The organism is Kitasatospora atroaurantiaca (assembly GCF_007828955.1).
GTDB classification, from domain to species: Bacteria; Actinomycetota; Actinomycetes; order Streptomycetales; family Streptomycetaceae; genus Kitasatospora; species Kitasatospora atroaurantiaca.
On sequence record NZ_VIVR01000001.1, the window covers coordinates 1,690,944 to 1,716,158 of the forward strand.

The 25,215-nt window shown below is 72.0% G+C and carries 20 protein-coding genes and 1 pseudogene; 9 read left to right on the forward strand and 12 right to left on the reverse strand.

Annotated elements, in window-relative coordinates; translation table 11 throughout:
• Positions 1–105 precede the first annotated feature (105 nt).
• The 4 genes from FB465_RS07585 to FB465_RS07600 all read left to right on the forward strand — a co-directional run bounded on the left by FB465_RS07585 (position 106) and on the right by FB465_RS07600 (position 4,426).
• Complete coding sequence (locus tag FB465_RS07585; protein WP_145788799.1) at positions 106–1,455, forward strand: DUF2252 domain-containing protein; 1,350 nt, start codon at positions 106–108, stop codon at positions 1,453–1,455.
• Between the two features lie 85 nt (positions 1,456–1,540).
• On the forward strand, positions 1,541–2,878 hold the full coding sequence (locus FB465_RS07590) for a DUF2252 domain-containing protein (protein WP_145788800.1): 1,338 nt from the start codon (positions 1,541–1,543) through the stop codon (positions 2,876–2,878).
• A gap of 65 nt (positions 2,879–2,943) precedes the next feature.
• Positions 2,944–3,648: a hypothetical protein gene (locus FB465_RS07595; protein ID WP_145788801.1), complete on the forward strand. Its 705-nt coding sequence runs from the start codon at positions 2,944–2,946 to the stop codon at positions 3,646–3,648.
• Positions 3,649–3,733: 85 nt separating this feature from the next.
• Positions 3,734–4,426 carry an RraA family protein gene (locus FB465_RS07600; RefSeq protein WP_145797199.1) on the forward strand — a complete coding sequence of 231 codons (693 nt, stop codon included), beginning with the start codon at positions 3,734–3,736 and terminating at the stop codon, positions 4,424–4,426.
• Positions 4,427–4,436: 10 nt separating this feature from the next.
• On the opposite strand, the gene FB465_RS07605 is transcribed toward FB465_RS07600, so the two are convergent.
• Both FB465_RS07605 and FB465_RS07610 read right to left on the reverse strand, forming a co-directional pair.
• Positions 4,437–4,853 (reverse strand): DUF3052 family protein, encoded by a 417-nt coding sequence (locus tag FB465_RS07605; protein ID WP_145788802.1) that lies wholly within the window; start codon positions 4,851–4,853, stop codon positions 4,437–4,439.
• A 6-nt stretch (positions 4,854–4,859) separates the two neighbouring features.
• Positions 4,860–5,513, reverse strand: a complete 654-nt coding sequence (locus tag FB465_RS07610; RefSeq protein ID WP_145788803.1) for a dienelactone hydrolase family protein — start codon at positions 5,511–5,513, stop codon at positions 4,860–4,862.
• 152 nt (positions 5,514–5,665) lie between these two features.
• On the opposite strand from FB465_RS07610, the gene FB465_RS07615 reads away from it, so the two are divergent.
• Positions 5,666–7,321, forward strand: a complete 1,656-nt coding sequence (locus FB465_RS07615; protein WP_145788804.1) for an alkaline phosphatase D family protein — start codon at positions 5,666–5,668, stop codon at positions 7,319–7,321.
• A gap of 109 nt (positions 7,322–7,430) precedes the next feature.
• Here FB465_RS07615 and FB465_RS07620 read toward each other — a convergent pair whose 3' ends face one another.
• Together FB465_RS07620 and FB465_RS07625 are read right to left on the reverse strand one after the other, a co-directional pair.
• The gene (locus FB465_RS07620; protein ID WP_145788805.1) at positions 7,431–8,288 is read right to left on the reverse strand and encodes an ABC transporter permease; all 858 of its coding nucleotides are present in this window, start codon (positions 8,286–8,288) and stop codon (positions 7,431–7,433) included.
• Positions 8,285–11,053: an alpha/beta fold hydrolase gene (locus FB465_RS07625; protein ID WP_145788806.1), complete on the reverse strand. Its 2,769-nt coding sequence runs from the start codon at positions 11,051–11,053 to the stop codon at positions 8,285–8,287. Before FB465_RS07625 ends, FB465_RS07620 begins: the two co-directional genes overlap by 4 nt.
• Before the next feature lie 199 nt (positions 11,054–11,252).
• Here FB465_RS07625 and FB465_RS07630 point away from each other — a divergent pair.
• Positions 11,253–11,624, forward strand: a pseudogene (locus FB465_RS07630) (VOC family protein); the annotation flags it as partial.
• A 31-nt stretch (positions 11,625–11,655) separates the two neighbouring features.
• Here the strand turns inward: FB465_RS07630 and FB465_RS07635 are convergent.
• Positions 11,656–13,293, reverse strand: a complete 1,638-nt coding sequence (locus tag FB465_RS07635) for an MFS transporter (RefSeq protein ID WP_145788808.1) — start codon at positions 13,291–13,293, stop codon at positions 11,656–11,658.
• 434 nt (positions 13,294–13,727) lie between these two features.
• On the opposite strand from FB465_RS07635, the gene FB465_RS07640 reads away from it, so the two are divergent.
• The gene (locus tag FB465_RS07640; RefSeq protein WP_145788809.1) at positions 13,728–14,492 is read left to right on the forward strand and encodes an alpha/beta fold hydrolase; all 765 of its coding nucleotides are present in this window, start codon (positions 13,728–13,730) and stop codon (positions 14,490–14,492) included.
• Here the strand turns inward: FB465_RS07640 and FB465_RS07645 are convergent.
• The 5 genes from FB465_RS07645 to FB465_RS07675 form a co-directional block, all read right to left on the reverse strand.
• The gene (locus FB465_RS07645; protein WP_145788811.1) at positions 14,429–14,761 is read right to left on the reverse strand and encodes a hypothetical protein; all 333 of its coding nucleotides are present in this window, start codon (positions 14,759–14,761) and stop codon (positions 14,429–14,431) included. The genes FB465_RS07640 and FB465_RS07645 overlap by 64 nt on opposite strands.
• Before the next feature lie 67 nt (positions 14,762–14,828).
• Complete coding sequence (locus tag FB465_RS07650; RefSeq protein ID WP_145788813.1) at positions 14,829–15,689, reverse strand: immunity 49 family protein; 861 nt, start codon at positions 15,687–15,689, stop codon at positions 14,829–14,831.
• Complete coding sequence (locus FB465_RS35645; RefSeq protein WP_246193150.1) at positions 15,664–20,247, reverse strand: toxin glutamine deamidase domain-containing protein; 4,584 nt, start codon at positions 20,245–20,247, stop codon at positions 15,664–15,666. The genes FB465_RS07650 and FB465_RS35645 overlap by 26 nt, the downstream gene beginning before the upstream one ends.
• A gap of 104 nt (positions 20,248–20,351) precedes the next feature.
• On the reverse strand, positions 20,352–20,735 hold the full coding sequence (locus FB465_RS07670) for a WXG100 family type VII secretion target (RefSeq protein ID WP_145788820.1): 384 nt from the start codon (positions 20,733–20,735) through the stop codon (positions 20,352–20,354).
• A 111-nt stretch (positions 20,736–20,846) separates the two neighbouring features.
• Positions 20,847–21,188 carry a hypothetical protein gene (locus FB465_RS07675; protein WP_145788823.1) on the reverse strand — a complete coding sequence of 114 codons (342 nt, stop codon included), beginning with the start codon at positions 21,186–21,188 and terminating at the stop codon, positions 20,847–20,849.
• A gap of 166 nt (positions 21,189–21,354) precedes the next feature.
• Here FB465_RS07675 and FB465_RS07680 point away from each other — a divergent pair, with 166 nt between their 5' ends.
• Together FB465_RS07680 and FB465_RS07685 are read left to right on the forward strand one after the other, a co-directional pair.
• Complete coding sequence (locus tag FB465_RS07680) at positions 21,355–22,620, forward strand: SUKH-4 family immunity protein (RefSeq protein ID WP_145788825.1); 1,266 nt, start codon at positions 21,355–21,357, stop codon at positions 22,618–22,620.
• Positions 22,621–22,732: 112 nt separating this feature from the next.
• Positions 22,733–23,764, forward strand: a complete 1,032-nt coding sequence (locus FB465_RS07685) for a mechanosensitive ion channel family protein (RefSeq protein ID WP_246192563.1) — start codon at positions 22,733–22,735, stop codon at positions 23,762–23,764.
• A 40-nt stretch (positions 23,765–23,804) separates the two neighbouring features.
• On the opposite strand, the gene FB465_RS07690 is transcribed toward FB465_RS07685, so the two are convergent.
• Positions 23,805–24,254 (reverse strand): GNAT family N-acetyltransferase, encoded by a 450-nt coding sequence (locus FB465_RS07690; RefSeq protein ID WP_145788830.1) that lies wholly within the window; start codon positions 24,252–24,254, stop codon positions 23,805–23,807.
• A gap of 1 nt (position 24,255) precedes the next feature.
• Positions 24,256–25,194 (reverse strand): RluA family pseudouridine synthase, encoded by a 939-nt coding sequence (locus FB465_RS07695; RefSeq protein WP_145788832.1) that lies wholly within the window; start codon positions 25,192–25,194, stop codon positions 24,256–24,258.
• Positions 25,195–25,215: the final 21 nt, after the last annotated feature.

Consider the following 25,215-nt stretch of genomic DNA (forward strand, 5'->3'; position numbering starts at 1 on the left):
CTCCCGAGACACCAGCGCGTACAGCAACGGGTTTCCCTCTCCGTGGCCTAGCGTGAGGCACACCGGCCCAGGTCACCGAGCGGGTACCGGCCGGCGGAGGAGCGGATGTCTGCTGAGACCGGCGTGGCCGAGCGTGCCGAGCAGGGGCGGGCCGTCCGCCAGAAGGTCCCCCGTTCGTCCCACGGCGCCTGGGAGCCGGCTGCCGACCGGACCGATCCGGTGGCGGTCCTGGCGGCGCAGGCCGAGACCCGGGTGGCAGAGCTGGTACCCATCCGGCACGGCAGGATGGCCGCCTCGGCCTTCGCGTTCCTGCGCGGCGCAGCCGCCGCGATGGCCGCGGACCTGGCCACCCAGCCGCACACCGGGCTGACGGTGCAGCTGTGCGGCGACGCCCACCTGGTGAACTTCGGCGTCTTCGGCTCCCCCGAGCGCGCCCTGCTGTTCGACCTCAACGACTTCGACGAGACCCTCCCCGGCCCGTTCGAGTGGGACGTCAAGCGGCTCGCGGCCAGCCTCGCCGTCGCGGCCCGCGCCAACGGCGCGGACGACCGGCAGGCACGCGAGATTGTGCTCGCCTCCGTGGGCGCGTACCGGCGGTCGATGCGGCGGCTGGCCTCCATCGGCGAGCTCGAGGTCTGGTACGAGCGGATCGACACGCAGGACATCCTGCCGCTGATCGGGCGGCCTGCCCAGCGCCGCCGGTTCGAGGCCAACCTGGCGAAGGCCCGCCGCCGGGACAGCCTTCAGGCGGCGGCCAAGCTCACCGAGGTCGTCGACGGGCGCCGCCGGTTCATCGACTCGCCGCCGCTGCTGGAGCGGATCGAGACCGACGACACGGCGATGATCCGAGGCATCCTCGCCGACTACCGCGACACCCTCCAGGAGGAGCGGGGGCACCTGCTCGACCGCTACCGCTTCGTCGACGCGGCCCGCAAGGTGGTCGGCGTCGGCAGCGTCGGCACCCTGTGCCTGATCGCGCTGCTGGAGGGCCGGGACGAGAAGGACCCGCTGATCCTGCAGGTCAAGGAGGCGCAGCGCTCGGTGCTGGAGGACCATATGCCGCCGAGCGAGTACGACCACCACGGCCAACGGGTGGTCGCCGGGCAGCGCCTCATCCAGGCCGCGAGCGACATCTTCCTCGGCTGGGTGACCGGCCCCGCGGGCCGCCACTTCTACTGGCGGCAGCTGCGCGACATGAAGGGCTCCGCCGAGATCGAGTCCATGTCGCTGCGCCTGCTGGGCAGGTACGCGGAGCTGTGCGGCGTCGCGCTGGCGCGGGCCCACGCCCGCTCCGGGGACCGGATCGGCATCGCCGCCTACCTCGGCAACGGCGACGCCTTCGACCGCGCGATCGGCGAGTTCGCCCTGCGGTACGCCGACCAGAACGACATCGACCACGCGGGCCTCGTCACAGCCATCGCCGACGGCCGGGTCCCGGCGCTGGCGGGGATCTGACCGGGCACCTCCCGCCCCGAGGAACCTGCGCGGATACTGCCGGCGTCATCATGTTCGGGACATCCGCACCACAGAGGACGAACTCATGGCCACCCAGCTGAACGCCGCCGACCGCGAGCCGGCCCGAGCCGACACCATCCTGAAGGTCTTCGACACGGCCTTCGGCGAGCTGCTGGCCCAGGACCCGGCGGCCTTCCGGGTCAAGTTCCGCAAGATGGCGGCCTCGGCCTTCGCCTTCTACCGGGGCACCGCCGGGCTGTACTACGCCGACCTCACCACGGCTCCGTTCGAGGCGTACGGCGCACGGTTCCTGGACGAGCACACCAGCCGGGTCTGGATCCACGGCGACCTGCACGCGGAGAACTTCGGCACCTACCTCAACGCCGAGGGCCGGCTCGTCTTCAACGTCAACGACTTCGACGAGGCCTACGTCGGTGCCTTCACCTGGGACGTCCAGCGGCTGGCGGCGAGCCTCGCCCTGATCGGCTACGCCAAGGCGCTCTCCGACGGGACGATCACCGAGCTGGTCCGCGTCTTCGCCACGGCGTACCGGGGGCAGATCTCCTCCCTGGTGGCGTCCGGCCCCGCCGATGCGTACACCCTCGACACGGCGACCGGCCCGATCCTGAGCACCCTGCAGCAGGCCCGGCTGCAGACCAGGGTCGAGCTGCTCGACGAGCTCACCGTCGTGGACGGGTACGAGCGCCGCTTCCGCTCCGGCGGCGGCTCGATCCCGCTGGACGAGGCCACCCGCGCCGAGGTGCTCAGCGCGTTCACCGATTACCTGACCACCCTGCCTCCGGCCTCGCGGGCCCGGCCCGACGCGCTGCGGGTCAAGGACGTCGTCGGCCGCCGGGGCATCGGCATCGGCAGCGCCGGCCTCCCCTCGTACAACCTGCTGCTGGAGGGGCACACCGACGCGCTCGAGAACGATGTCGTGATCTACATGAAGCAGGGTCAGACGCCGGCCGTGTCCCGGCACGTCACCGACCAGGAGATCCGCGGGTACTTCCGGCACGAGGGCCACCGCACGGTGATCTCCCAGCGGGCCCTGCAGGCACACAGCGACCCGTGGCTCGGGTACGCCACGCTGCGCGGCCAGGGACAGCTGGTCGCCGAGGTCTCCCCGTACGCGGCCGACCTCGACTGGACCGACCTCAACGAGCCGGGCGACCTCCGTACCGTGGTCGACTACCTCGGCCGGGCCACCGCGACCATGCACGCCGCCGCCGACGAGTCCTCCAGCGGCCACAGCCTGGTGCCGTTCTCCACCGAGCACGCCATCGACGCCGCCATCTCGGCCGACGAGCGGGGCTTCAACGACATGCTGGTCGACTTCGCCCACACCTACGGCGACCGGGCTCGCAGCGACCACCAGATCTTCGTCGACCTCTTCCGCAACGGCCGCATCCCGGGCCTCTGATCCGCCGTCGGGCCGCCGTGTGAACCCGGTTGCGGCGATGTGCGGCGAGCCGCGACGATCAGCGGATGTTCGAACTGCTGCCAGGGGTCGGGGTCGTCCTGCCGGACGGTGCGGGAACGCTCCGCTTCGGCATGGACGGTGACACCACGCGGGAGACCTTGGCCCGCCTCGGACAGGTCCGCGTTGAGGGGGCTCTCGACGAGGCGTGGACCTGCACCGTCCAGTGGGGCGACCTCGAGCTGACCGCCGGCGCGGACGGAATCGACCGGTCCGACCCGCTACTGGCGAACGTCGTACTGAGCCGGGCCTGGCACCCGCGCCGGCCCACGGTCGGACGGGGCACTCGACCGCCGGCGTGGCACGGCCCGGCCGGCGTCCCTGTCATCCTCGACGACATCGACCTGTTCGGTTACCCGGCGGCCGAGGTGCTGGAGGTGCTGGAGGTGCTCGGAGACGGCCGATACCCCGAGCTCCGACTCCAGCCCGCCGCGCCCGGCGGCTACCTGCCCGCAGTCTCCTTCCGAGCCGAGCGCCGACCCGGCCCCGGGGACCGTACCCAGGCCGGAACCGACGAGCCGGACCTCGCCTCCTACGAGGCCATGTGGACCACCGGACGTGACCAGTGGCAACTCGAGCAGACGGGCAGCGGCTACCTGATCGTCATGAAGGGCGAGCGACCGATGTACCTGCTCATCTGCCACGACACACTGGCAGACCAGATCACCGCCAGGATGCTCGCAGCCGGCGTCGAGATCGTGGACGGACCCTGACGAACCGTCATGGGCTCGGGCTAGGATCACGACGCCGTCCGCTGCATCCGTGCACGGCGGACGGGACCGAGTCCGGGAGTACGCCATGCTCAAGGCCTTCGCCGACCTGTCCACACCGCTGGTGGCCGATGCCTGCGTCCGCATCGGCGTGCCGCTGCGCGCCGCACCGCCCGGCATCGGTGCGGTCGCCCCCGGGCACCGGATCGCGGGGCGGGTGTTGCCGGCGCGGCACTACGGAAGCGTGGACGTGTTCCTGGAGGCGTTCGGCCGCGCCGAGCAGGGTGACGTGCTGGTCATCGACAACGGCGGGCGGCTGGACGAGGCCTGTGTCGGCGACCTGGCAGCGCTGGAGGCCGAGGCGGCAGGACTGGCGGGCCTGGTGGTGTGGGGGCTGCACCGCGACACGCCCGAGCTGGCGGAGATCGGGCTTCCGGTGTTCAGCTACGGCGCGTACCCGCCCGGTCCGGTGCGGCTGGACGAGCGGGAGCCGGAGGCGCTGGAGTCCGCGCGGTTCGGGCCGCACCTGGTGAGCAGTGAGGACCTGGTCATCGGCGACGAGGACGGCGTGTTGTTCGTCCCGGCCGGGCGGGCCGGGGAGGTGCTGGCGACGGCCCGTCAGATCCGGCAGACCGAACGCGAACAGGCCCGCAGGATCCGGGCCGGTGAGACGCTGCGCGGGCAGACGGCCTTCGCCGACTTCCTGGCCCGGCGCGCCGACGATCCCTCGTACACCTTCCGGCAGCACCTGCGGCGTATCGGCGGAGCCATCGAGGAGTAGCGAAGCCCGGTCAGCCCCGCCGAAGCTCGCGGCGGATGACCAGGCGCAGGCCGCTGTACGTCTCGTCGATCGCGCAGACCTTGTTGTCGACCAGGCCGGTCGGCAGCGCCACCTCGCGGACCACGTTCTCGCTCAGGTCGGTCGGGATCCTCGCGGCCTTCTTGGGCCAGACCAGCCAGAGCCCGGCGGCCTGGTCCATCGCCGCGCGCAGCCAGGCGAGCCGGGACTCGAGCTCGGCCCGGTCGGACGGGAACCAGACCCCGACGTCGAACGGGTCGTCGGGGTCCGGCGTCCGCTGGATCACCACTCCGTCCGGCAGGCCGGGGATCTCGAAGCCCGCCGGGGAGCCGTCCAGCAGCAGGACGGCCCCCGGCTTGATGCCCAGCTTCCGCGGAAGCGGGGTGCCCGAGTACCCGGCTGCGGCCACGGGGCGTCAGCCGTCCAGCTCGGCGAGGAAGTCGAGGACGGCGGCCCAGGTCTGCTCGGCGGCCTCGACGTCGTAGTCCGGCAGCTCGGGGTCGGTGTAGAGGTGGCCCGCGCCGCGGTAGCGGTGGATCTCGACCTCGGCGCCGGCCTTGAGCATCCGCAGGTACCAGGCGTTCAGCCAGTCCTCGGGCTCGAAGGCGTCCGGCTCGGCGACGTGCAGCTGGACGGGGATCGAGGTCGTCGCGTCGTCCTTGATGTCGGAGGTGCCGTGCAGGAGCAGCAGGCCCTTGGCACGTTCGTCCGCGAGCGCGAGGTTCTGGGCGAGCGCGCCGCCGAGCGAGAAGCCGGCGTAGACCAGGCCGTCCTCGGCGGGCGTGGTGCCGTTGACCGGGGTGAGCAGCGGGACGACCGAGGTGACGGCCCGTCGGAGCAGTTCGTCGTTGGTGACCTCGTCCTTGTACGCCATGCCCTCCTCGACGGTGTCGAAGGTCCTGCCGTCGTAGAGGTCGGGGGTGTGCACCTGGTGACCGGCCGCGCGCAGGCGCTCGGCCGCGGCGAGGACGGCCGGGCGCAGGCCGTAGGCGGAGTGGAAGAGGACGATCTGGGCCACGGATGGGCTCCTTCGCTGACGGGCTGGGGCCGGGTCTCCATCATCACCCATCGGAGCGGCCGGCCCCTTCCGCTCCGGCACGGTCCGCCCGGTCGGGCCCGGTGAACGTACCGGCGAACGTATCGGCGAACGTACCGGTGAAGACTCGACGAACAGTCAGAGACGGGTCCGGGAAAGCACCTACCCGCCAGTAGCATGATCCGGTGACCGAGCCCATACCTGCCACGTCCGCTGCCCGGCCGCGCCGCCGCCGGGTCCTCAAGGCCGCCGCCCTCACCGCCGGTGCGGCCGCCCTGCCACTGTCCCTGGGCGGGACGGCCACCGCCGCGCCCGCGCCGCAGTTCCTGCACGGCGTCGCCTCCGGCGACCCGATCCCCGACGGCCTCGTGCTCTGGACCAGGGTCACCCCGACCCCGGAGGCCGTGCCCGGCTCCAACACCGGGCCCGACACCGAGGTGCTGTGGCAGCTGGCAACCGACCGGGCGTTCACCCAGGTGGTGGCGTCCGGGACGGTCACCAGCTCCGCCGCCTCCGACCACACCGTCAAGGTGGACGCCCGGGGCCTGAAGGCCGACACCCAGTACTGGTACCGCTTCACCGCCGCCGGGGTCGTCTCGCCGGTCGGCCGCACCCGCACCGCCCCGGCCGCCGACGCCGCGCTCACCCACCTGCGCCTGGGCGTCGCGTCCTGCGCCAACTGGGAGGCCGGGTACTTCTCCGCGTACCGGCACCTGGCGGCGCGTGGTGACCTGGACGCCTTCCTCTTCCTCGGCGACTACATCTACGAGTACAAGAGCGGCGAGTTCTGCGCCCGGGGCACCGTGGTCCGCCCGCACGAGCCCGCGCACGAGATCCTGAACCTGGCCGACTACCGCACCCGGCACGGCCGCTACAAGACCGACCCGGACCTGCAGGCGCTGCACGCCACCGTGCCGACCATCGCCATCTGGGACGACCACGAGTTCGCCAACGACGCCTCCTCGACCGGCGCCGAGAACCACACGCCCGCCACCGAGGGCGACTGGGCGGCCCGGGTGGCAGCAGCGAAGCAGGCGTACTTCGAGTGGATGCCGGTCCGCCCGTCGATCGCCGGCACCACCTACCGCCGCCTGCGCTACGGCAGACTGGCCGACCTCTCGCTGCTGGACCTGCGCTCCTTCCGTACCGCCCAGGCCAAGGTGGGCAGCGGGGACGTCGACTCGGCCGACCGTACGATCACCGGCCGGGCCCAGCTGGACTGGCTGAAGGCCGGCCTCTCGGCCTCGGACACCACCTGGCGGCTGGTCGGCAACTCGGTGATGATCTCTCCGGTCGCCTTCCTCTCACTGCCCGACTACCTGCTGCGCCCGCTGGCCCAGCTGCTCGGGCTGCCCGCCGAGGGCCTGGCCGTGAACCCGGACCAGTGGGACGGCTACACCCACGACCGCCGCGAGCTGCTGGGCCACCTGACCTCGCAGGGCATCCGCAACACCGTCTTCCTGACCGGTGACATCCACTCGGCCTGGGCCGCCGACGTGCCCGTCGAGGCCGCGACCTACCCGGCCTCGGGCACCGCGGCCACCGAGTTCGTGGTCACCTCGGTCAGCTCCGACAACATCGACGACATCCTCAAGGTCGCCCCGCAGACCGTCTCCCTGCTGGGCGTGGCGGCGATCGAGGCGGCCAACCGGCACGTCAAGTGGGTCGACCTGGACTCGCACGGCTACGGCGTTCTCGACGTCACCCCCGAGCAGGTCCAGATGGACTACTTCGTCCTCTCGGACCGCACCAAGCGCGACGCGACCAGCAAGTGGACCCGCTCGTACCGCACCCGCTCCGGCACCCAGAAGATCGAGCGCGTCTGGTCCCCCGTCAAGTGACACCCCGTCGGCCCCGCCCCGTGAACCGGCGGCGGGCCGACACCCCAGGGCTCTACGGCTCATTCCCGCTGCACCCGCGCTTCTCCGGGGACACCCAGTGGGACTGCCGTCAGGACACCACGTCCTTGCGGGCGAAGCCGCGGAAGGCCAGCGCGAGCAGCACGATCGCGTAGCTGATCGAGAGCGAGACGCCCTGCAGCATCCCGCCCCACTCCAGCTGGGGTTGCAGGGCGTCCGCCCAGGCGTACTGCCAGTGCGCGGGCAGCCACTCCCGGAGGCCGCCGAGCGCGGTGACGGCGTCCAGGACGCCGGTGATGATCGAGATGAACACCGCCCCGCCGACCGCCCCGAGCGGGGCGTCGGTGGCGGTGGAGAGCCAGAACGCCAGCGCGGCGATGACCAGTTCGCTCAGGAACACGAAGCCGACGCCGATGGCGAGGCGCGGCAGCGCGACCGAGGCCGGGAGGCTGACGCCGGTCGGGAGCTTCAGGTCCCCCCAGCCGTATGCGGCGGTGCCGACCGCGAGCCCGAGCACCGGGAGCAGGATGATCGTGCCCGCCGAGAAGGCCAGCCCGACGGTGAACTTGCGGGCCAGCAGCCTGGCCCGGGGCACCGGTGCGGCGAGCAGGTAGCGCAGCGAGGACCAGCTGGCCTCCGAGGCCACCGTGTCACCGCAGAACAGCGCGACCGGGATCACCAGCATGAAGCCGGTGCCCATGAAAAGCATGGTGGCCGCGAAGTTGGGCCCGGAGGCGGTGGCCAGTTCGATGAAGGTGGTGCGGTCGGTCCGGCTCGGCGTACCGCCGATCTGGAACGCCGCGAGGATGATGAACGGCATCGCCGCCAGCACCCCGGTGATCACCATGGTGCGCCGGCGCCGCAGCTGGCGGACGGCCTCCACCCGCAGCGGCAGGGTCCGGCGGGCCTGGTAGCCCGCCGCGTGGTCCACCTGGTCCAGTGTCGTCACGCGGAGCCTCCGATCAGCGACAGGAACGCGTCCTCCAGGCGGCGGTGCGGCCCGGCACTCTCGACGGGGACGCCGAGTCTGACCAGCTCGGCGACCAGCTGACTGGCCGCCATGCCGTCCAGCCGCACCAGCAGCCCCCGCTCGACCACCTCCACCGAGCCGACACCCGCCAGCCCGGCCGCCTTCTCGGCGGCCACCGCGCGCTCGTCCGGGCCGTAGCCGGCCGGCGTACCGACCAGCAGCAGCTCGCCACCACCGACGATTTCGGCGACGGCGCCCGCGCTGACCAGACGGCCGTGGTCCATCACCACCAGATGGGTGCAGCTCTGCTCGACCTCGGAGAGCAGGTGGCTGGAGACGATGACGGTACGTCCGGCGGCGGCGTAACGGATCATCACCTCGCGCATCTCGCGGATCTGCGGCGGGTCGAGCCCGTTGGTGGGCTCGTCGAGGATCAGCAGGTCGGGGAGGCCGAGCATGGCCTGGGCGATGGCCAGGCGCTGGCGCATGCCCTGGGAGTAGGTACGCACGGCGCGGTCCAGCGCCTCGCCGAGGTCGGCGATGGCGAGCGCCTGGTCGAAGTGGGCGTCCGCGACGGGACGGCCGGTGGCCTGCCAGTACAGGTGCAGGTTGGCCCGGCCGGTGAGGTGCGGCAGGAAGCCCGCGCCCTCGACGAAGGAGCCGACCCGGGAGAGCACCGGCGCCCCCGAGCGCACGGCATGCCCGAAGATCCGGATCTCCCCGGCGTCCGGCCGGATCAGACCCATCAGCATCCGGAGTGTGGTGGTCTTGCCCGCGCCGTTGGGGCCCAGCAGGCCGAGCACCTGGCCCTGCTCGACCCGGAAGGTGAGGTCCTGGACGGCGTACCGGTCGCTGGCAACGTGGTAGCGCTTGCTCAGACCGGTGATCTGCAGCGGGACCTCGGCCAGCGCCGGGTCGGGGGTGTGCCGCTGCCGCCGCTGCCGGAGCAGACCGCGCCGGCCCAGCAGCAGGACGGCGGCGACGCCGATGGCGAGCAGCGGGAGCAGCCAGGTGCGGGCGGGCAGCGGCGCCGCCTCGGTGACCAGCCCGGCCACGGTCGGCGCGGTCAGCGGGCTGCTCACCGCGACCCGGTAGGTGGCGGGCTGGGCGGGCGAGGCGTACGCCAGGTCGGTGGCGGCCAGCACCAGGCGCAGCCGGTGTCCGGCCGGGAAGGAGTGGTCGACGGCGGGCAGCGCGAGCTCGACCGTACGGCCGCCGGGCGCGTCGGCCCCGGTGACCCGCAGCGGCGCGACCAGCTGCTGGGGCAGCGTCTGCCTGCCGTCCGGGCCGAGGTCGTAGAGCTTGGCGAAGAGCACGGCGTCCGGGCGGTCGGCTTGGACCTTGACCGAGACCGCGGGCGCGCCGGTGAGGTGGAGCGTGGAGTCCAGCGGCTCGGAGTCGAAGCTCGCGTACTGGCCCGGGAAGTCGAGCGAGACGCCGCCGCCGATCGCGGCGAACTGGGCGAGGGCGCCGATGCCGGGGAGGGTGGAGATGTTCGGCGGGGCGCCGCCCGGCGGGTTGGCGATGCGCTGCTCACGGCCGGTCAGCTCGAAGGTACGGGAGCCGGTGCCCGCCAGGCCGGGGTAGCTGTCGGCGCTCGCGCCGCGCAGCACGGCCTGGAAGCCGGTGGAGTCCACGCCACCGGTCCGGGTGACCCGGAAGGCGGGGCCCGTGCCGCTGCCCGTTCCCTTGAGATAGTGGTCGAACCAGCCCGTGATCCGGGTGTCGACGCGAGCGCTGGTCTCGGTGCCGCCGTCGTGGCCGCCCGCGAACCAGTCGACGCCGACGGGGGCGCCGTTGGCGGCCACGGCCTTGGCGATCGCGTCGCCCTGGTCGAGCGGGAAGAGCGAGTCCTGCTGCCCCTGAACGACGAGGGTCGGCACCTTGAGCCTGGCTGCCACGGAGGACGGGCTGGAGCGCTCCAGCACCGCGACGGCCTCGGCGTCGGCATGGCCGGCGGTGGCGACGCGGTTGTACATCGCGCAGAGCTCGTCCAGGAAGCGGCCGCACCCGACCTGGCCGTCGGGCGGCTGCGGGCCCCTCGGGGGGCCGGTCAGGTCGCCGGCCGACCCGGTGGTGAAGAAGATCCCGGCCCAGAGCTTCTTGAACACCCCGTCGGCCGCACCGCTCCCCCGCACGCCCTGCGGGAAGAGCGCGTCGGCCAGGTTCCACCAGGTGATCTGGCTGGCCACGGCGTCGATCCGGGAGTCGTACGCGGCGCCGAGCAGCGCGGCCCCGCCGCCGTACGAGGCGCCGGTGATCCCGACCTTCGGGTCGCCGGGGGCGTCGAGCTGGACCTCGGGCCGCTTGGCCAGCCAGTCGACCAGGTGCTTGACGTCCTCGATCTCGCGGTCGGGCGCATCCAGCCCGATCTTGCCGGTGGAGTGCCCGAAGCCGCGCGCCGACCAGGTCAGCACCGCGTAGCCGGAGCGGGCGAGCTGCTGGGCGCGCTCGCGCTCACCGTCCTTGCTGCCGCCGAAGCCGTGTGCGAGCAGGATCGCGGGGCGGGCGCCGGTGCCCGTGGTGAAGAAGGAGGTGTCCAGGCTGACCTTCCGGGCGCTGCCCGGGGTCTCCGGCATCTCGAGGAAACGATCCTCCTGATGCACCGCCGCCCGATCGTCGCCGGAGGCCACCGCGACCGTCCCGGCCGCCCCGGCCAGCAGCACCGCCGCCACCGAGCCCGCCAGCACCTTCCGGGTCGTCAGACCTCGGCGCCAGCGGCGCCATGCCCCACCGAAGCTCATGGGTACCGATCCTATCCGTTCTCGGAGTAGGAATCTTGTAAGAGACTCGGGCCGGCAGGCGGGCCAAGGATCAGGATCGGGTACCCAGGGGCCGCCATCCGCAGCCGGGAGACGGACCGCTGGACGCGCTGGGAAGGCTCGTACTGACGATCTGTGAAACAGGTGGACTGCCGTGGCGGGTATGGCCATAGTGATCCACATGGCTTCCCTTGTACGACACATCACCATCGACTGCGCCGACGCCTACGCGCTCGGCAGCTTCTGGGCCGAGGTGCTCGACTCCTCGGTGCACGAGGACGACAAGCCCGGCGACCCGGAGGCACTGGTCGCCACCCCGGGCGGAACGCTCCTCTTCGTCACGGTCCCCGAGCCCAAGACGAGCAAGAACCGGGTGCACCTCGACGTCCAGCCCCAGGACCGCACCCGCGACGAGGAGGTCGAACGCCTCCTGACCCTCGGCGCCACCCTGGTGGCCGACCACCGCCGCCCCGACGGCACCGGCTGGGCGACCATGGCCGACATCGAGGGCAACGAGTTCTGCGTCGAGCGCAGCGCCGCCGAGCGCACCGCCTGATCCCGCTACCCGCGGCAGGCGTCGGCGGTCACGGACAGCCGACGTCCTGCCGCGGGAGCCGATAGCTCGCCCCGATGCGGTAGACGCCGGGGCGGGGCACAGAGAGGCGCGTCCAGTCTCCGTCCGGCGCCAGACAGGCGCCGTCCACGCCGTCGACGCCGAGCCAGGGCGACCAGGAGATACGGACGGTGACGGAGCCTTGGACGGGAACGTCGAGGAGGATGTCCGCCGGTCCGGCCCGCTGCACGGTGGCCGGTGGATCGGCCAGCGGGACCGGATCGGTGACCTCGTACAGCTCCCAGTTGCCGTCCGTCCAGATGTGGCGCAGCCACGGCTGCCCGTCGCGCACGAGGCGCGCCTCCTGCTCGGCGGCTCCGTCGGGAGCGCTGTCGGCCACGGCCACATACCGTACGGCCCAGTGCTGCAGCCAGGCGTGATAGCTCGGGGCGGTCAGCGTGGCCTCGTAGAAGAGGGCGCTGCGGTCGGCATCGACCTGACGGTTCCAGCCCCGTGCGAGATTGACGTACGGCGCCAGGATCGATGCTTCGCGGTGCGATCGGGTCGGCACGGCCTCGACGCGTACGCGGTCCGCGTGCAGCCGTTGCAGCTCGGCGATCACCGGGCCGCTCCGCGCCGCCCAGGACGGCACCGGCGCGGTCACGGCGAGGTCGCCGACCGGCTTCGCGAGCTGCCAGACCGCGACGACGGCGAACGCCGTGTACAGCGCCACCGCCCTTCTGCCTCCCTGCTGCGCCGCCGCGGCCAGTAACAGCGTCCCGCCGAAGAGCAGGGCCAGGCGCTCCACGTTGCTGCCCAGCGGGGAGGGGACGGCCCAGGTGGCGGCCACCCCGGCCGCGTACACCCAGGCGCCGGCCCGGAGGATGCGCCACCGCCGAGGGGCGAGGACGGCCAGCGCGACGGCTGCGCCGGTCGGGACGAGCAGCGAGGTCGCATTCATCGGCTGTACCCCGGTGAACGGGAAGAGCAGCACCGACGCGAGGACCACCAGGGGCGGGCCGAGTCCCGTCGTGAGCGCCCGGCGGCGGTGCCCGGCCAGGAACAGACCGGCCGCGGCGACCTCCAGGAGCAGGCCCGCCACCGGGCTGGTGAGCGCGGCCAGGAACCCCAGCACCGTCGCCGTGCAGGCCTGCCGGTTTCGCAGCGGAAGCCCGGGCCTGGGGGCCACCAGCGCCAGCGCGGCGAGCCCGAACAGCACGCCCACCGCGAAGGTCACCCGTCCACTCGCGACGTTGCACGACAGGGCCAGCGCTCCCCATGACGCAGGTACCGCCGGCCGCCGGATCCCCGAACGCACCAGCAGCCAGGCCAACAACCCCGCCGAGGCGGCGCCCGCCACCACGGCGGCCGTCCGCACACCCACCGCAGCCATCAGGTACGGCGCGAGCACGCTGTACGACACGGGATGCACTCCCCCGTACCACGACAAGGCGTACGCAGCCTCGGGGTGATCCCTGGCGAACCGCATCCACGCGTACTGCGCCGCCAGGTCGCCGCCCCCGCTCGCCGCCCACCACGCCCACGCGACGTTGAGCGCCAGGGCCAGCAGCACGGCCGCCGCCACGGTCCTCCCCGGCCCCCACGGCCGCCGGGCTTCACCATGGTGGCGTGCGGGCGTCACGACTGCCTCGGCGAGCAGTCCGGTCACGGGCACATCCCTTCACCACCACCGGATGACGAGATACCGACCCGCGCTCCCCCAGCCGCCCCAGCCGCCCCACCCGGCGCGACCCGGCAGACCGTCACAGCGCCGGTCCGCCCGCCGGTCGACGGACGCACGGACGCAGCCCACTCACCGGTGCACCGAGCGCACCCACCCCACGGGATCGGGTCACATTAGCCATGGCCCCCGACCCTAGGGGATTCTCCCGATCTTCCTCGGGACCATCACGCCGAACCGCCGACGAGCAAGCACGGGACGCTTCAGAAGAGATGACACGACGTCAGTGATCTGGCTGCCCCCGACTCTGCCGGTCCGTCTGCGTGGCGTGTTGACCTGGCCCGGCGGAGGTCAGAAGACTTGACCTCGTCGGTGGCCTCCGACATCCGCACTGGGCGACCACCTCATCACCGGGGGACGTAGTGACAGGACAGGTTGTTCCGCACGAGGTTCAGGGCAGTGGATCCGAACGAGCCCTCCTGCTCCACAACTGGTTCGGCGACCGGTCCAGCTTCGACCCGATCCGCGAGCATCTGAACGGGGACACCTTCAGCTACGCGTTCCTGGACTGCCGCGGGTACGGCGAGGCGAAGGACGCCGACGGCGCTTTCACCATGGAGGAGGTCGCCGAGGACGCCCTCGCCGTGGCCGACCACCTGGGCTGGCAGACCTTCTCGGTCATCGGCCACTCCATGGGCGGCAAGGCGGCTCAGCTGATGATGCTGGACGCCCCGTCGCGCGTCCGCTCCATCATCGGCATCTCGCCGGTGCCCGCGTCCGGCTTCCCGCTCGACGAGGCGACCTGGGAGCTGTTCGCCGGAGCCGCGGACAATCCCGCCAACCGCAGGGCGATCATCGACAACACCACCGGCGGGCAGCACGACGCCGCCTGGCTGGACGCCATGGTGAGCCGCTCGGTGGAGCGCTCCTCGGCAACAGCCTTCCGCGCCTACCTCAACTCCTGGTCACGCGACGACTTCCACGAGCGTGTCAAGGACAACCCCACCCCGGTCCTCCTCGTCGCCGGCGCGAACGACCCGGCCCTGGGCCCCGAGGCCCTGCAGGCCACCTGGCTGCAGTGGTACCCCAACGCCCAGCTCGAAGTACTCCAGAACGCGGGCCACTACGCGCCGGAGGAAGACCCCGCGGCCCTCGCGGCAGCCGTCGAGCGGTACCTCGGCCGCTGAAGCCCCAAGGAGCCGGCGCTCACACCTTCGAGGCTCGGCCGCTGTTCGACCCATCCCTCCCAGGCCGCGATCAGTGACGGGACGAAGAAGCGGTGCTCCCAGAAGCCGCTCTCGGCGGCCGGCCGGTCGAGGGCCGTCAGCCAGTGTTCGACATCGGCCTCCAGGTCGCCCGCGTCGTAGGGCCCGAGCAGCACGGGCGCGGACAGCGCGGCATGGTGCAACAGCGCGATCCGCAGGAACTGGACGGGCCGACTCGCGAAGCTGAGCACCCGGAGTTCTCCGGGCCACCGAGCGTGGTGCCGTCGAGCGCGGCGAGTGGCCTTGCGCCCTCCGGCATCAGGTGGCGAACTCGCCGACCCAGCTGCGCAGCAGCAGATGCTTGGGCAGGTACTCGGAGTCCAACTCGACCGGCATGCCGGCGTCGTACGCCAGGCAGGCCACGCCGAGCAGGGCGAGCGCGACGAACCCGTCGCAGTCCGCGGCCCGCTCCTCGTCCGCGGTCCAGTACCGCCGGTGCAACTCAAGCCCCTCCGCCAGCGCCTCGTTGAACGCCTCGACGTCCCGCTGAACGAACTGGAAGAACGCTCCGATCGGCGGGTACAGGAGCTCCAGTACCAACTCCCGTCCGGCGATCACCGCCACATCGGGATCCGTCCCCTCGATGGCCTCCGCCAACTTCTCGCCCAGCTCCGGCCGCTCCGCCCAGAACGCCTGGAGCGCCTCCACCCAGGCATAGATGTACTCGTCGAACTCCGCCCCCGAAGCCCGCAGCGCATCCACCGACACCGCGCTCAGCATGTCCAGACGCCCGCGCTCCCGGCAGACCACGGCCAGCCAGAACGCGTTCAACCACGCCCCGGCATCAGTGAAGTGCTGCGGATCGGTCGTGGAAACCGACCGAACCTCGTCGCCGATCCGGCACTCCACCGAGTTCCCCTCGGCAGTCAGCGCGGCGAACACCGCAGACGACGTCTGCATCGCCGTGACATAGGCCTCCCACGTCTCCAGCTCCTCGGCAACCGGATCCAGCAGACCGCGCTTCTCCGCCATGATCAGAGAAGTCGTGGCGGCACCGCTGAGTCGCCACGCACTGAGCTCATCGTCACTGAGCCGCTTCCCGAGGATCCGGACAAGGGACTCCACATCCCGCGCGGCATTGCCACTGTCGACGTCATGACGAGCCACCGTCTCCACCATCTTGACTTCCCCTCGGTTCCGGCTTGCCGATGTCAAACTCCTTCATCTTATAGCCGGCGTACTGTTCGTCCTTCACCTTTGCCTGAACCAGGACATAATCAAGCTTTCCGTTCTCCCAGGCAGTCCTGAGCTTGTCCGCGAGGCCCTCCTCGTCGCCGCCGCGCTTCTCCATCTGAGCGAGAATCGCCTCGAAGTAGTCCGGGTGCCCCTGCATCACCTTCCGACCGTTGGTGGCCTTTCGATCACCGAGCTTCGCGGTCGGGGCCTTTGCCTCCACGACCACGTAGCCACCGTTAGGCAGCTCCCAGATCTGGTCGAACCTGTTGTTCCCCTCCTTTCTGTCGTCAATTCGGGTGGCACCCGCCCACTTCTCCTGGTCGGGCACGGCGTGGTACTCGGCCGCCTGGTCGCCGAGCTCCTCACCGGCCTTGCCCATTTGTGCGTGCGGATCCTTGTGAGCGTCGCGAGCCTCCTCGTACTTCTTCTTGTTCTCGTCCGTTCGGTTCGCGACCAGTGCTTGCTCTGCGGCCTCGAGCACCTTCTCGGCCGCCCGGTCCTGCGCAATGGCCCTCTTGCGCTTCTCGACGGCGTCGAGGATCCGCTGCTTGTGCTCCTCTGCGACCGTCGCGGGCTTGCCGAGCACATCCGGTATCTGCTTGTACGACTCCGCGAGCGGGGGCGGCGCATCCGATGCGGCGATCCACTTGTCGTCGGAGTCCTCCGGGTACTTCGGATTCCGCGTCAGCTGCGGGATCTCGTTGCCGTTCTCATCCTTCTTTCCGATACGAGAACGGCGGCCGTCCTTGCTGTAATGCTCCTTGAACCATTTCTGGTCCTTTTCGTTGGCCCTCGCGACCTGTTGCCTGACCCGCTCACGGTCGGCGTCATCGTTGCCGGCCGGGCGCTCAGGGGCGCGGCGCTCGGGGCGGTCGTCGGATGTGTCGTGATGGGGGTCAGGGGCAGGGTTGGCCGGACGGCGGTCGGGTGTGAGGGGGATGGCGAAGACGCCGTTGTCGCCGTTGTGGAGCGGCTTGTCGCTGCGCCGGCCGGTCTGGGCGTCGACGTAGGTGATCTTGCCGTTGTGGTTGACGGCATTCCATGCGTGGGCACGGCCGTCGGCATCGCGGGTGATGATCACCGCCTGCGAGCCGTGGCCGTTCTGCCGGAGGGTGTCCTCCAGCCGCCGGTAGGCGCTCGGGCCGTCGCCCAGGTCCGAGAACTTGGCGCCGAGCGCGTTCTCGATGCGGTCGCGGCCGCCGCGTTCGCCGCGGTCGGAGGGACGACCGTCGGCGTCGTAGTCCGGGGTCCGGGAGGCCGCCGGGGTCGGGTGGCCGGAGTAGGTGTCGACGGTGGCGAGCGCGACGTCGACGCAGTTGTTGTTGCGGCCGGGGGCGTGGGGATCGTCGCCGTTGATCGCGCCGGGCCAGTCGCTGTCGTTGGGGTCCGGGTGCCGCTGCGGCGTGCCGTCCGGGTTGCGCGGGACGGCACTCTCGACCCGCTCGTGGTCGCGGGCGGACGGCTCCTCCAGTCCGCCTGGACGGTCGGTGGGTCGGTTGTCCGTGGCACGGGGGGACGGGTCCGTGTCCTTGGACGAATCGTGGGTCGTGTCCGAGGAGGGGTCGTGGTTGTCCCGGTCCGGGCGGGACGGGTCCGTGTCCTTGGACGGGTCGTGGGTGGTGTCCGGTGCGGCGGGGTCGTGGTTGTCCCGGTCCGGGCGGGAAGGGTCGGCCGTCGGGTGATCGGGGGTGTGCTGAGGCGCGGGCCGCTGGTCCTGGTCGTGGCGCGGGGCGTCGCCCGGACGGGCTGGTCCGGACGCGTCTCCGTGCGGCGGGTTCGCGGCCGGGGTCGGCGAGGTCCGGCCGGGGGCTGCGGGCGACTGCGCGTACGCGGCCCGGGGGTCGGGGCGGGACGGCGTGCCGGGTGCGGCGGACGGCCTGTCGCCCGCCGGACGCGGAGGGCTGCTCGGCGCCGCCGGGGACCGGTCGGCAGCCGGCCGGGGGGTGAAGGTCGGGTTCGAGGGCGACTGCGTGTCCGGACGGTCCGTCCGCCCCGGCCCGGTCTGGCCGGGCACGGTCTGGCCGGGCACGGTCTGGCCGGGCACGGTCGGACGGGACGACGAGGGTGCGCCGGTGGACGGCGCAGCGGCGGTCGGGCTCGGGCGGCTGGAGCCGGGCGTCGCGCCACCGGGGGTCCCGGTCGGCGCCGTGCCGCCCGGCATCATCGGGCCGGTTGCCGCCGGGTTGGCCGTGGACTGGTTCGTGGGCGTGGACGAGTCCGCCCCGGGGGCGTTGCGGTGGTCCGGCGCCGTCTGGACCGCGGACGGCCCGAGGCCGGCCGTGTGGAGCGACCCGGGCCTGGGGGTGCCGTCCGACTGCCGGTCGGGAGCCGGGTCGGCCATCGCTGTCCGTGGGTCGACACGGGGAACGCCGTCCGACGGTTGCACTCGGGGGTCGGCAGACCGGGGTCCGGGCTCGCCCGGCGTGTGCGAGGGCGCAGAGGCATCCGGTGTCGGGCCGGCGGGCGACGGGGTCCGCGGATCAGCGGTGCGCGGATCGGGAGTGCCTGCGGTGGGCGGCTGCTGGGAAGGACGTTCCTGCGGCTGGGCAGCGTCGGGACGCGTCGCCGTGCCCGTGTCGGGACGCGTCGCCGTGCCCGTGTCGGGCGCAGCTTCGTGACGCGGCGAGGGAATGTCACCGGGGGCGGGCTGGTGCGGGCGGCTGTCACCGGCCGGAGCCGGCCCCTGCGGCCCGGGCGACGCACCATCGGACGGCCGGACGGGCCCATAACTCGGGGCAGCGGGTCGGCTCTCCGCCGTACCGGACTGGTGCGCCGGAGCGTCACCGGTCCTTGCCGGGCCCGACGAATCCCCTGGGGCCGTCGGCCGGCCGTCGCCGCTGACCGGACCCGGCGTGTGGGAGGCGGTCGGCTGGGTCTCCGGAGTCCGTGGGGGCACACCCCCGGAACCGTCGGCCCGGCCCTCCCGCCCTACATGCGCACCGGAGGACTGGCCGTCACCACCGCGCGCAGGGCCGTCACCCGACCCACCGTGCTGGCCATCACGCCCAACATGCCCAGGAGACGACTGACCATCCCCACCACGCGCAGGACCATCACCCGACCCACCGTGCTGACCATCACGCCCAACATGCCCAGGAGACGACTGACCATCACCACCACGCGCAGGGCCGTCACCCGACCCACCATGCTGGCCATCACGCCCAACATGCCCAGGAGACGACTGACCATCACCACCAGCCGACGGCGGCGGAGTTGCGTCACCGGCCCTCGCCGGGCCCGACGAATCACCGGACGGCTGACCGGCGCCGTCCGAGCCGGCGTGCTGAGACGCGGGCGGCGTGCTGTCGCCGGACGGGGCGGGGGTCGGGTCCGAGTTGAGCCGGGTGCCGAAAGCGTCCAACGGCGCCGTGGGGCGGCCGTCGTTCCCGCTCGACACGGGGCGGGTCGCGGTCGGTGTGCTGCCGTTGCCCGAGCCCGAGGAGTTGTCGGCACTCGAGTTCTCGGGACCCGAGCCGGACGGACGGGTGGAACCGTCGCTGCTTCCCGGATCCGGCGCGTGCCGCGACCCCGTACCGGACGAGCCGGAGGAACCGGACGAGCCGGAGGAGCCCGAAGAGCCAGAAGAGCCCGAGGACCCAGATGAGTCGGAGGACCCAGATGAGTCGGAGGACCCGCCAGAATCGCCCGCCCCGTCCCGGCCACGGCTACCGGAGCCCGAGGAGCCATCGGAGTGCGAGGAACCACCGGAGTGCGAGGAATCCGAGGACCCCTCCGACCCGCCCGAGTCCGACCCGTGCCGCCCGGCCGCCGACTCGGCGTGGTGCCGCGCCGCGCCCCCGGCCCGCGAACCGAGGCCGTCCTTGAGGGCGTCCTTGAAGGTGTCCCCGGAGTTCTTCGCCGCGTCGACGAACTCCTTGCCGCCGCGCTTTGCGGTCCGCCCCAGGTCGTAGCCGTCCTGCGCGCCGAAACCCTGGTTGACGGTCTGGGCGATCAGGTCGCTGATCATGCCCTGGATCGCCGAGACGGCCGGTTCCTTGAGCGTTTCGAGGATGGCCTCCTGCAGGGCCTGCCGCAGCTCGCGCAGCAGCCGCCGCACGATCAGCTTGGCCGCCTGCGTGGCGCCGAGCGCGCCCAGCTCGGAGAGGCCGAAGGTGAACGGCGCGGCCGCCTGAGCGGCGATCAGTTCCACCGCCAGCGCCACGAGCTGCGCGATCACGGCGACCTTGCAGGTGATCACGATGACGGCCGCCGCGTCCAGCGCCGCCGCGATCAGCCGCGCGGCCATCGCGGCGTCGGCCAGGTACCCGCTGTTGCCGCCGCCGGAGAACTTCTCCCAGGCCTTGCCGAAGCCGTCGATCGAGTCACCGGAGTTGGCCGACATGATGCTGTTGGCGGAGCCGGCCGCCCGGTAGTGCATCTCCTCGACCTGGTCCGCGAAGTCCCGCCAGACCTGCGCGGACTCCATGAGCTTGTCCTCGTCGGCGGTCGGCCAGTCGTAGCCGAGCATCTCGAGGACCCACTCAACACTGTCCGGCAGCATGAGCGACACGACGTCATTCCCCCCTGGCAAAAAACAACGAACGGCGGACGGTCAACGGCTGTGGAGCCGGTACGAAGGCAGGACGAGCGCGGTGCGAGAACGGGTCAGTACACCGGGCGGGACATCGTGCGGATCCCGTCGCCGAGTCCGTCCACCCGGCTGCCCATCGCGTCGAGCCGGCCGCCGGTCTCGGACTCGTTGGCCTCGTGGTTCGCCGCCATGCCCTGCAGCTTCTGGCCCATCTCACCGAGCCGGGTGCCGAGCGACTTCATGGACTCCTCCATGCCGTCCCGCAGGCCTTCGTAGACCACCCCGAACTTCTCGCCGAGGTCGTCGTCGCCCCAGGGCGGTGTGTCGCCCTTCTCCAGGGTCTCCAGCCGGGACATCATCTGGTCGACGGCGTTGAGGAAGTCCTCACCCACTGCCTCGAAGCTCCGCCCCTCGGACCGGAGGTTGTCCGCGTCCACGACGATCTGTTGCTGTGCCATCCCCGCCCCGACTCCCCGTGCCCGCACCCGCGCCTACAACCAAGCAGGCTGACAGTCATTCAATCCTATGTGTCGGACACGACAGACCGTCAGCCACCCCCACCCCGCGCGCTACTTCCGCTTCTCGCGCCCCTCGCTCTCCCGCTCCCGCTCCTCGATCAACTTCTCCGCGCGCGCCTCGGACTGCTCCCGCTGCTTCGGCGACATGTTCTCCGCCGCCTCCCGCATCTGACCCAGCCGGTCGCCGATGATGCCGAGGTAGCGGTCGGACTGCACCACCTCACGCATGCCGACCCGGCCACTCAGTACGTCCTTCGCCATCTCCTGCAGGGGCTTGCCCACCGAGGGGTTGTCGGCGATCGTCCGCAGTGCCTTGTGCAGCTGGCGCGCCTGCTCAGGGTTGTCGGCGACCTCCAGCAGCTCGTCGTCCTCGATCTCCCGCTCCGCGGCCATGACCGCCCCCTTAGTTCCGTGGTCTCCGTCGGTACGCTGCCGCCAACTGTCTCAGCCCGCCGCGACATTGGTCATGCGATCATATGACCCCAGCAGGCAGTTCCCGTCCGGCCTTGCCCGCCCGGCAGGTAGCCTCGGAGCATCCACCACCATCGAGGAGTTCTGCGTGATCAGCCAGGAGCAAGCTCTCAGCACCGCCGACGGCTGGCTGAACGGCGACGCACCCGCCGAGCAGCGCCGTGAGGTGCGCAACCGGGAGTTCGACCTCGGCTGGGCGGTCTGGGCCGCGCCCGCAGCACTGGAGCGCGACCCGGTGACCGGCGAGCGCCGCCCGCCGGCCGACCTCGGTGACGCCTGCGGCGTGGTGGACCGGCAGACCGGTGAGCTCAGCGTCTGGTCCTCGATCCCGGTGGACGAGGTCATCGAGGTGTACCGCCAGCGCAGCCGCCCCGCCACAGGCCCGGGCAACGCGCTGACCGCCACCTACCCGCACCCGGTCACCGGCGAGACCACCCGGATCGACCTCACTGCAGGCCCCGGCCGCCCGCCGGTCGAGCACCAGCTGGTGGCCGAACTGGCCCGGCGTGGCGTGCCGGAGAACGCCGTCCGCACCATTCACACCAGCCTGCGCTCGGCCACCCTGCCGGGCGGCTACCCGGCCGCCGTACTGGAGCGCCACTTCCCGACCGCCGAGGTGAGCTGCGACCACCCGTACGGGATCGCCGCCGAGGAGCGCACCCAGGGCGTGGCCGCGCTGACGGAGCGGCAACAGCGCGAGGTGCGCCCCGCGCCGCCCCGGCCGAACCGGGTGCCCGCGCCACTGCCGGACGCCGTCACCCCGGCCGAGCCGGTCCGGGACGTAGCGCTCGGGCGTCAGCTCCCCATCGCCGTCGGCAGGGTGGTCCGATACGACGCCGACGACCTGGCCGCCAGTGCGCTGCCCGACGCCACCCGGTCCACCCTCGCCTGGGCCGGACTGCCTGCCGAACTCCCGCTCTTCTTCACCGCGGACCGGCCCGACGCCCCGCCCGCGGGCGGTCTCCTCGCCGACCTGCGCACCCACTTCATGGCGGCGGGCTCACCGGCCGACCCGAAGGTGCTCGACGTCCTGGCCTCCTGGACCCGGATCGGCTCGGACGGGCTCTGCGTGATCGCCGTCCAGCACTCGGGCGACGAGCCCGGCTCGGTCTGGGCCGTCCACCCGCGCACCGGCAGCGGACGCTTCGTCAACAGCTCGGTGTCCACCTTCGTCCGTAGCCTCGCGCTGCTCGCCGACACCTGGCCCACCTTGGCGGGTCTCGACCCGACGGCCGCCGGGGCGGCACTGGCCGCACTCCAGACCGGACTGGCCGAGATCGACCCGCAGGCGTTCCGCCGGGACACCACCTGGTGGGCGGTGCTGGTCGAGCAGATGTGGCACGGACTGTTCTAGAGGCGCCCCTCCAGAGCGGCTCGAGCAACACCCCGACCGCCACAGCAGGAATCCGGCAAATCGGCCCGGTATGGTGCAAACCACACCGGAGTCGATCCGTCGAGGTGCCCCCGTGCTCTGGCAGCTGTCCACGCTTCTCGGCATCGTCGCCGTGACCGTCGCCATCGGGTGGATCGTCGACCAGGTGCTGCAGCGGGTGGCGGCCCGACATCCGGAGGCGCCGGTCTGGCCGTTGCTGCGCCGATGCCGGGTGCCCCTCCAACTGGTGGTGCTGGCGAGCCTGCTGCTGGCCGCGGGGTCGCTGGAGCGGCTGCTCGATCTCGAGGGCGACGGACTGCACCACGCCACCGTGCTGTTCCTGATCGCGAGCCTGGGCTGGCTGACCGTCAGGGTCGTGGCGGCGGCACTGGAAGCAGTCCTCAGCCGGTACGAGACGGTCAGCGACGACCCGTCACGGGTGCAGCGGGTGCACACCCAGATCAGCATGCTCCGACGGGTCGTCAGCGCGCTCATCGCGGTGGTCACCGTAGCGGTGATCCTGCTGACCTTCGAGGCCATGCGTACGATCGGTGCCAGCCTGCTCGCCTCGGCGGGCATCATCGGCATCGTGGCCGGCATCGCCGCTCAGAGCACGCTGGGCAACTTCTTCGCGGGCCTGCAGATCGCCTTCAGCGACACCGTCAGGATCGGCGACACCGTCGTGGTGGACGGCCAGCAGGGTGTCGTCGAGGAGATCACCCTGTCCTACCTGGTGCTCCGCATGTGGGACTACCGGCGGCTGGTCGTCCCGGTCTCGTACTTCGTCAGCAAGCCGTTCGAGAACTGGACCCGCAAGCACCCGGGCCTGCTCGCCTGGGTGGTCCTGCACCTCGACCACACCACCCCGGTCGACCGGCTCCGCACGGCCCTGCACGACCACCTGCAGACCTCACCGCTGTGGGACGGCGAGGAGTGGTCCCTCCAGGTCACCGACACCACCCCCACCACCCTGGTGATCCGGGCCGCCATGACGGCCCGGACGCCGGACGACGCCGCCGGCCTCCGCTTCGAGGTACGCGAGCAACTGATCGCGTACCTCCGCGACGAGCACCCGAACGCCCTCCCCCGCATCCGCACGGACGAGACGCCGCCCAAGACCGGCTAGACGCCGCGCGGGCTGTTCCTGGAGAACTACGGCCCGGAGGCTACAGGACCCGGGTCATCGTCCGGTGGGGAATTCCCGCGTCGTCGTAGACCGGGCCCTCGGCCTCGTAGCCGAGGCGCTCGTAGAAGCCCAGGGCCTGGACCTGCGCGTGCAGTTCGAGCTCCCGGCCGCCGTGCTCGCGCCCGGCCTGCTCGATCGCCCGGACCAGGTCGGCGCCGAGCCCGGTGCCCCGGGCGGCCCGAACCACCGCGAGGCGGCCGAGCAGCACCCGGCCCTCGACACCCGTCAGCTTCAGCGCCTCGTCGCCGTGGATCAGCCGGCCGGTGCCCAGCGGCGTACCGTCCTCGGCCAGCGCCAGCACGTGCAGCGAGGTCGCGTCGAGCTCGTCGTACTCGAGCTCCTCCGGGACGTTCTGCTCCACCACGAAGACCTCGCGCCGGATGCCGTGCACCAGCGCCAGGTCCGCCTCCCCGACCGCGACGCGGATCATCTCAGCTCTCCGAGGCGATGACGTCCAGCGCCTTCTGCAGGTCGGCCGGGTACTCGCTCCGGAACTGCACCCACGCACCGTCGGCAGGGTGCTCGAAGCCCAGCTCCACGGCGTGCAGCCACTGCCGCGTGAGCCCGAGGCGCTTGGCCAGCGTCGGGTCGGCGCCGTAGGTCAGGTCGCCGACGCACGGGTGGCGCAGCGCGGACATGTGCACCCGGATCTGGTGCGTGCGGCCGGTCTCCAGCTTGATGTCCAGCAGCGACGCCGCGCGGTACGCCTCGATCAGGTCGTAGTGCGTCACCGAGGGCTTGCCGGCCTGGGTGACCGCCCACTTCCAGTCCGAGCTCGGGTGCCGGCCGATCGGAGCATCGACCGTCCCGCTCATCGGGTCGGGGTGCCCCTGGACCAGTGCGTTGTACTTCTTCTCCGTCACGCGGTCGTGGAACTGCCGCTTGAGGTCGGTGTACGCGCGCTCGGACTTCGCGACGACCATCAGCCCGGACGTGCCGACGTCCAGCCGGTGCACGATGCCCTGGCGCTCGGCGGCACCCGAGGTGGAGATCCGGTAGCCCGCCGCCGCCAGACCGCCGATGACCGTGGGACCGGTCCAACCGGGGCTGGGGTGCGCGGCGACGCCGACCGGCTTGTCGATCAGCACGATGTCGTCGTCGTCGTGGACGATCCGCATGCCCTCGACGTGCTCGGCGACGACCTGCACGGGGGCGGCGGGAGCGGGGATCTCGACCTCCAGCCAGGATCCGGCCATCACCCGGTCCGACTTGCCTGCCGTCGCGCCGTCGATCGTCACCTTCCCGTCAGCGGCCAGCTCGGCGGCCTTGGTACGGGAGAAGCCGAACATCCGGGCGAGGGCGGCGTCGAGTCGTTCGCCCTCCAGGCCGTCGGGAACGGGGAGGCTGCGGGTCTGCGCTGCGGTACTCACCCGTACGAGTATGCCGGAACG